At 23.7% G+C, this 7,500-nt stretch carries 9 protein-coding genes (1 of these 9 only partly in view); 4 read left to right on the forward strand and 5 right to left on the reverse strand.

The features are described 5' to 3' along the window. Nucleotides 1-25: 25 nt before the first annotated feature. The 3 genes from ACTTBE_RS04475 to ACTTBE_RS04485 are packed head-to-tail and all read right to left on the reverse strand — an operon-like array spanning nt 26 to nt 2,671. Entirely contained in the window at nt 26-1,216 is a 1,191-nt protein-coding gene (locus ACTTBE_RS04475; protein WP_440677345.1) for an LA_1612 family putative O-antigen biosynthesis protein, read from the reverse strand. Further along, the gene (locus ACTTBE_RS04480) at nt 1,213-1,800 is read right to left on the reverse strand and encodes a D-sedoheptulose-7-phosphate isomerase (RefSeq protein WP_440677347.1); all 588 of its coding nucleotides are present in this window, start codon (nt 1,798-1,800) and stop codon (nt 1,213-1,215) included. Before ACTTBE_RS04480 ends, ACTTBE_RS04475 begins: the two co-directional genes overlap by 4 nt. A 22-nt stretch (nt 1,801-1,822) precedes the next feature. Beyond that, a complete protein-coding gene (locus ACTTBE_RS04485; RefSeq protein WP_440677348.1) occupies nt 1,823-2,671 on the reverse strand; it encodes an N-acetylneuraminate synthase family protein in 849 nt (282 codons plus the stop codon). Nucleotides 2,672-2,718: 47 nt separating this feature from the next. Here ACTTBE_RS04485 and ACTTBE_RS04490 point away from each other — a divergent pair, with 47 nt between their 5' ends. From ACTTBE_RS04490 to ACTTBE_RS04505, 4 genes are all read left to right on the forward strand, one after another. Further along, on the forward strand, nt 2,719-3,489 hold the full coding sequence (locus tag ACTTBE_RS04490; protein ID WP_440677349.1) for an SDR family oxidoreductase: 771 nt from the start codon (nt 2,719-2,721) through the stop codon (nt 3,487-3,489). 196 nt (nt 3,490-3,685) lie between these two features. Beyond that, nucleotides 3,686-4,444, forward strand: coding sequence for a class I SAM-dependent methyltransferase (locus tag ACTTBE_RS04495; RefSeq protein WP_440677350.1), 759 nt, complete (start codon nt 3,686-3,688; stop codon nt 4,442-4,444). After that, nucleotides 4,441-5,097, forward strand: coding sequence for a TylF/MycF/NovP-related O-methyltransferase (locus tag ACTTBE_RS04500; protein ID WP_440677351.1), 657 nt, complete (start codon nt 4,441-4,443; stop codon nt 5,095-5,097). The genes ACTTBE_RS04495 and ACTTBE_RS04500 overlap by 4 nt, the downstream gene beginning before the upstream one ends. Next, nucleotides 5,081-6,121, forward strand: coding sequence for a Gfo/Idh/MocA family protein (locus tag ACTTBE_RS04505; RefSeq protein WP_440677352.1), 1,041 nt, complete (start codon nt 5,081-5,083; stop codon nt 6,119-6,121). The genes ACTTBE_RS04500 and ACTTBE_RS04505 overlap by 17 nt, the downstream gene beginning before the upstream one ends. On the opposite strand, the gene ACTTBE_RS04510 is transcribed toward ACTTBE_RS04505, so the two are convergent. Continuing rightward, nucleotides 6,114-6,905, reverse strand: coding sequence for a sugar phosphate isomerase/epimerase family protein (locus ACTTBE_RS04510; protein WP_440677353.1), 792 nt, complete (start codon nt 6,903-6,905; stop codon nt 6,114-6,116). The genes ACTTBE_RS04505 and ACTTBE_RS04510 overlap by 8 nt on opposite strands. Nucleotides 6,906-6,910: 5 nt before the next feature. After that, nucleotides 6,911-7,500, reverse strand: partial view of an acylneuraminate cytidylyltransferase family protein gene (locus ACTTBE_RS04515; RefSeq protein WP_440677354.1) — the 3' portion only. It continues 97 nt past the right edge of the window; only the last 590 of its 687 coding nucleotides appear in the window; its start codon lies off the right edge, out of view — the gene reads right to left on this strand; it ends in the stop codon at nt 6,911-6,913.

A 7,500-nucleotide genomic window follows, 5' to 3' on the forward strand; every position in this document is an offset into this window, starting at 1 on the left:
ATAATAAAACTGTTAAATTTTAAAATTATTTTTTATCTAAAATAACTTTATCTAAAGTAATATTTTTAAATATTTTTTTTGCGGTTCGATTTTTATAATCATAAAACATAATTCTTTTAAAATTATTTTGAAATGCTTTATACTTCCACTCTTTTAGAGTTAAATTCAAGTTCTGTTTTAATAAGTGATTAATTTTTTTTTCTGAAAGATTATTAGTCCAACAAAATCCCTCTTTTTTTATTTTTTTTGGCCATCCAAATTCGAAGTTTTCGTTTTTGAAAAATTTTCCTCTAATTGAGAAAAAAATTGACTTAACATCATAGTTTATAGCTTCTATTCCAAGTGCAGAATCAATACTTATTACTGTTTCAAAGTCTTTTATAATTTCATATGATGATCTAGCTTTGGTTTTTTGATAGAATTTTAAATACTTAAAATTAATAATTTTTAACTTGTTTTTTAATATTCTCAGATAAAAATTTTTTTCTTTATTGATTTGATTTGTTTTTAATAAAATTGATAAAGGAATTTTTTGTTTTAAACAAAAATTATAAATTATAGGTAACAGCTTTAATTCAGGTTTAAAAACTTTTTCGACAGGTATATTTGTATTCAAAAATGTATATTTTTTAAAATCACTATAACTAGAGATATAAATAAGTTTATTTTTTGTTTTTTTTAAGTTTTTTTTTCTATATTTGTTACATTTTAGTGAACCAATTATATGCGTTTTTCTAGCTATAAATTTTTTATAGTAAATTGCAAAGATTTCAGAGAAACAGAAAAAAAAATCTATTTTTTTCATTTTTAAAAGCTTGTTTTTGCTGATTTTGTTGGCACTCAGTCCATTTTGAATACATATAAAACAAATTTCAGGAAACTTTTTTTTCAAAGAGTAAAAAAAAAAATCATTATCTATAAAAGTTACTATTATCTTTGGTTTTCTTACCTTTATAAATTTAATTAAATAATTTTTATAAAAATGTTTTAATTGAATCTTATAATTAAAAAAAGTAGCTAAAGATTTGAAAAATATAAAAAAATTTATTGTTTCAAATCTTGAATTTAAGATTTCGTAATTATATTTTTTATTTATTAATGGAATTATATTCTCACTACCAACTTTGTCATAAATCAAAATATCTGTGGTAGATGGAATTTTAAATATCCACTTTGCTTTTAATAGTCTTAAAATAAAATTATAAAACCTAATCATTTAAAAATAATTGATTTCATAAGATTATCTTCTACTTTTTGGAGTATAAAATGGCCTAAAAATATATGACATTCTTGAATTCTTGCAGTGTTATTTGACTCGACTATTAATTTAAAATCACAGTTTTTTTTTGCTTTTCCTCCTTTATTTCCTAAAAATCCAATTGTCAGTATGCCTTTTTTTTTAGCTTCTTTGAGAACTTTCAAAATGTTATTTGAATTGCCCGATGTAGAAATACATATCAAAACATCCTTTTTGTTGCCTAAACCACGTAAAGTTCTAGAAAAGATCTCATCAAAACTATAATCATTTCCGCAGGCTGTAATAGTAGACGTGTCCTGTGCTAAAGAAAGTGCCGGTATAGGTGCTCTATTAACATGTGGCCTCAATCTAACAAGAAATTCTGCTGTTAAATGTTGTGCGTCTGCTGCCGAACCTCCATTGCCACAAAATAGTAATTTACCACCACTTTTAATTTTTTTTGTTATTATTTTGATTACTTGTTCAATTGTTTTGCTTATTTTTAATAATGATAGATGAGCATTAATATTTTCATTTATCTGTACTTCTAACTTTTTTTTCATAAAACTTATTTGAGAAATAAATTTAATTTTTTTTTTGTATATGTGCCCTTAATTTTTTTGCTATTGGCAATTCTTCCTTTAAAATCTTTCCAAGAGAGGGCTCTCCTATTGAATTAACATATTTTTCAATTGACTTAGTCAAACTCATCATTCCTTTAAATTCCAAAGATGCAGCCTGATCAGATCCATACATTGTTCTATCTAGTGTAATATGCCTTTCCAAAGAAGAAATACCAAATTGCAGAGCTGCTAAAGAAACAACAACTCCGTTTTCATGACCACTATAACCAACATTACAATTATATTCATTCTTTAATTGGTTGATTGTAATCAGATTAGCATCTTCAACTTTCATAGGATAAGTTGAAACACAGTGCATTAGTTCAAAGCTACAATTATTTCTTTTAAAAATACCAACAGCATCATCAATATTTTTTTTTGTCGACATACCAGTAGATATAAAAGTATGTTTATTTTTCTTTGCAACTTCATTTAAAAACTCATGATCAACAATCATAGCTGAGGCAATTTTATTAAACTTTAGATTATAATTATTTAAAAATTCTAAACTTTTAATATCCCATGCTGAACCAAACCATTCTATTTCAACTTCTTTACAGTAATTATCTATTTCATCATATTGTGGCTTCTCTAACTCCAGGCCAAATTTTTGTTCTCTAGTAGTTTTGCCCCAAGGACTCTCTCTTGGGGTATCAAGTGTTTTTTTATCATAAACAATATCGATAGTTCTCTTTTGAAATTTTACAGCATCAAATCCACTATCTTTAGCATTTTTGATTAATTTTCTAACTATGCTCATATCACCATTATGGTTTATTCCTATTTCAGCAATTAAATAAGGCTTTTTCATATTTATTTTTAAAAGCTAATCTTATACTCTAAAAATTCGGAAAAAAAATGAAAAAAGCTTCGTTTAATCTTAAAAACAAAAATATAATAATAACTGGTGGTTTTGGATTTTTAGGCAGTCAAATTGCAAATGCTTTGGTGAATGAAAAAGCAAATATTTATATAATTGATATTAAGAAACCAAAAAAAAAAACAACTGGAAAATATTTCCAATCTGATATCACAAATGAAAGTGAATTAATCAAAGTATTAAATTTTTTTAAAATGAAAAAAATTAAAATCGATGCTTTAATAAATAATGCTGCAATTGACTATCCTCCATCAAAGTCTAAAAAAAAAATACTTAAATTAGAAACTTTTTCAAATGAATTATGGGAGAAAGATATTTCTGTAAGTTTAAAAGGAAGTTATCTGTGTACTAAGATTTTTGGTTCATATATGTCAAAATTTAACAAAGGTACAATCATAAACATTTCATCAGATTTAGGAATTATAGCTCCAGATCAAAGAATTTATAAAAAAAGTGATTTTATTAAACCAGTAACTTATTCGGTTGTAAAACATGGTATTATTGGTTTAACAAAATATACAGCATCTTACTGGGGTGAAAAAAATATAAGATGTAATGCTATTGCACCTGGTGGAATTTTTAATAATCAAGACAATTCATTTGTTAAAAAATTAAATCAGTTGATTCCACTTAGAAGAATGGCAAAAAAAAATGAGTATAATGGTCTTATTTTATTTCTATGCAGCGATCTTTCATCTTATTTAACAGGCTCAGTAATTGTTGCTGATGGAGGAAGAACAATTATTTAATTAAAAATTTTTTCTTTTTATTTATAAATAATTTCGATTAGTAATTCAGAAGATATTAGGTATAATAAAAGTATACTCTTTATAATAAGAATTATTTTTATTATAAAAAATCTTTTTAAAAAATCGTTTCTAAATATAATAGAAGTATTATAAACTATGAATTTATTGAAATAGTAATATACTTATATCTGCACACATGAACAACAATACAAATAAAGTTGAAATATCAAAACAAAGTAAAAGTTATCTTTCAGAAATATACTCTACAAAGAGAAGACCAATTACCGACTATCCACTTAAATTAGTTAAACATCTGAGAAAACAATATTTAAATAACGAAGAAACAAAAGAAAAATATGTATTAGATATTGGTTGTGGAAGGGGAGATGTTGTGAAGGCTTTTAAACAAATCGGATATAATGTATTTGGAATTGATCTTTCCGAAGAAGCTATCAATTTATGTAAACCAATCGAAGTACGTCAAATAGATATAGAAAAAGATAATGATCCAAATAATTTTGAAAAAAAATTTGATATCATTTTTTCTAAATCATTAATTGAACATCTTAATCAACCAATAAAATTCTTTGAATATTGTAAAAAAATGCTAAAGGAAAATGGAACCCTTATAGTTCTCACACCAAGCTGGGTTCATCATAAATTTGGTCCTTTTTATCTTGATTTTACTCATGTAACTCCTTTTACACTTCACTCCCTAAGAGATATTGGAATTTTAAGCGGTTTTAAGTCCTCAAAAGTAGAGTACTTTTATCAATTACCTTTAGTGTGGAAATATAGTATTTTTAAACAACTTTCTAAGTTTTTAGCTTTTTTAAAAATTCCATATTTACCAATGTATGAAGGTTTGACAAATATTAAATGGCCAGAAGAAATTAATAAGTATTTAAGACATTCAAATGAAGTAATGCTAATAGGTATATATAAATTAAAATGAATATATTTGAAGCTTACAATTATTTAATAGAGTCTGAAGATACTGGAAGACTAAAAAAAATTTTTGCCAGGTATGAACTATTTAAAAAAACTATATCAGTCCCAGGAGATATTATTGAATGTGGAGTTTTTAAAGGTACTGGGCACATTTTTTGGCTAAAATTATTAAAAATTTTTGATGAACATTCAATTAAAAAAGTTATAGGGTTTGATTCATTTGAAAACTTTAGTGACTCAATTCTTGAATATGAAAAAAAAGAACAAAAAAAATTTGTCAAAGAAGCAAATTATACAACAAACATATCAGTTAAGGAAATAAATAAAAAAATTAACAAGTTAGGATTAATAAAAAGATCTGAGTTAATAAAAGGAGACATAATTACAACGGCAAAAAAATATGTTAAAAATAATAAAGGTTTTAAAATTTCTCTGTTAAATTTAGATCTAGATACTTATGAGGGTACAAAGTCAGCATTAAACGAATTTTACAAAAAAATTTCAAGGGGCGGAATTATTGTTTTAGATGAATATGGAAAGAGAGGATGGGGAGAAACTGATGCTGTAGATGAATTTATTGATAATCATAAAGAATTAGAAATTAAAACTATAAAATATTCTAACCAACCAACTGCCTACATTGTTAAAAAATTCTAAGAATGTATTATTTATTGGTCTAGGATCTATAGGACAAAGGCACTATAGAAATTATAAAAACTTAGTTAAAAATTATAATTTTTTTGCAATAAGAAAAATTAAAAAAAGCCCAGAACTTAACAAAAAAAATGTAGTAACAAATCTTAATTTTGATCTAAAAAAAAAAAATATAAAAGAAATAAGTGAAGCTGCTGCATCTAAAAAAAAATTTGATATTGTATTTATATGCAATCCATCAAGTTTACATCTTCAATATGCTTTAAAATTTGCAAAAAAAAAGGTTGCACTTTTTATTGAAAAGCCACTATCTCACAATTTACAAGGAATAAAAAAACTTGAAAAAAAAATTAGAGAAAATAAAGTTATTTGTGCTGTTGGTTATCAGTTAAGATATCATAAATTTCTTTATAAAATAAAAAAAATCATTGACAAAAAAACTCTCGGTAAAATAAAAAAAGTTAAGATTTGTAATCAACATTATTTACCAAATCATCATATGTATGAAGATTATAGAAAAGGATATGCAGCAAAAAAGAAACTGGGTGGGGGTGTTTTACTTTGCTTTATTCATGAAATTGATTATGCAAATTTTCTTTTTAATATTCCAAAAAGTATAGAATGCATTTCTGGTAAAAAAAGCAATCTTGAGATAGATGTTGAGGATTATGCTAAAATAAAATGCAATCATCATCTTGATAATCACAACTTTAATGTAGAAATTAATCTAGACTTTATAAAAAAAATTGAAAAAAGAAAATGTAATATAGTATTTCAAAATGGGCAGGTTAATTGGGATTTGAAAAAAGATGAGTTGATAATTTACAAAAAAAGTAAAATTATTAAAAAATATCAAAGTAAAATTTCAAGAAATTCATTATTTAAAAAACAACTTCAATTTTTTAACAAGAGTATAGAATTAAAATCTAATCCAATTAGCAATCTTGATAACGGAATTTCAAGTTTAAAAGTTGTTATGATGGCTAAAAAATCTAGTAAAATTAATAAAAAAATTATTATTAATTAAGATATTTTTTTACTAAAGCTAAATTATTTTTTGCTGTAGTTAAATAGTGATTGCCTCTGTTGGTTTCAAAAGTAAAAGTTTTATTATAATTTGTTTTTTTTAAATATTTTAAAATATTTTTGAAATTAATCAGGCCAGTTCCTAAAACTACATTATTTCCAAGTGCATCTCTGTCTTTTAAATGAATATGATTTATGAAATTTTTTGTGTTTTCCAAATAATTCTCTAAAGACTTGTTGTTTTTGTTTATTAAAAAAATATTTCCAGTATCAAAAGTAATTTTAAATAATTTATTTTTTAAATCTTTTTTAAATTTTAAAATTGTTTTTAAGTCAACTTGTACTTCAAAAGAGATTTCAATATCTTTTTTTTTTGAATTAATTAAAAAATAATTAACTACTTTTAGTAGTTTTTTATAATTTTTTTTTTCAAACAAGAGATTTTCAATAGGGATTAATAAAACAGAGTTTGGAAAAGGAGATAGTTTTTTAATTATCTTTTTAAAGTAATTTTTGTAAGTAATACTTATTAAACTTTTTTTAAAAACATAGTTGTCACATAAGATAATTTTTTTTAAGTTTGTTTGATTAATTTTTTTTTTTAATATCGAATTGTTTTCATTCCATATTGGACTATGATCTTTGAACTTTGTTGTAAATAATTCAATATAATCTAAATTTACCTCATTCAATCTATCATATTCAATTTTCCATTTTTTTGGCAAAAAATGAAGTTTACCTTTTTTTGATTCTGAAAGTCTACCTTGCATAATTCCAAAAAACATAGATTTTAACCTAATTTTAAATCTTGTTTTGTATCGATATCTAATATTGGATTTGTAATAAATGAAAGTATTTTATTTCCATAAATTTTTTTTGATTTTAAAATATAACTGGTTTTTAAAATATCAATATATCCATTAGGCAAATAAGTTTTTGGATAATCCTGTCTAGGTCTACTATGATATTCTCCGCTATACTTATCATTGAAGAAACCAGTTAAAAATTTATTTTTTATTTTAAACTGTTTCTGAGGAGGTTGAGAAAAAAAACTGACAGATCTCATTGATGTTGGTTTATTTTTATTTTTTAGAAAGCATTTTATTCCTTTTTCAAAAATTTTTAACTCCCTATTAGGGCTTGTAGGCCTTAAATGAATAATTAAATCTGGATAATATTTTTCTTTTCTTGTCAAATAATCTATTGCATGAAAAATCCACTCAGAGTCATTAGAATTATCTTTTGAAATTTTTTTTGGTCTTAAGAAAGGAACTTCAGCTCCAAATTTTTTGGATATATTCGCATACTTTTTTGAGTCTGTTGAAACAATAACTCTATCGATCATTTTTGATTTTAAAGCAATTTGAATTGAGTGGTATA

This window comes from Candidatus Pelagibacter sp. HIMB1587 (genome assembly GCF_052047775.1).
In the GTDB taxonomy this organism is placed as follows: Bacteria; Pseudomonadota; Alphaproteobacteria; order Pelagibacterales; family Pelagibacteraceae; genus Pelagibacter.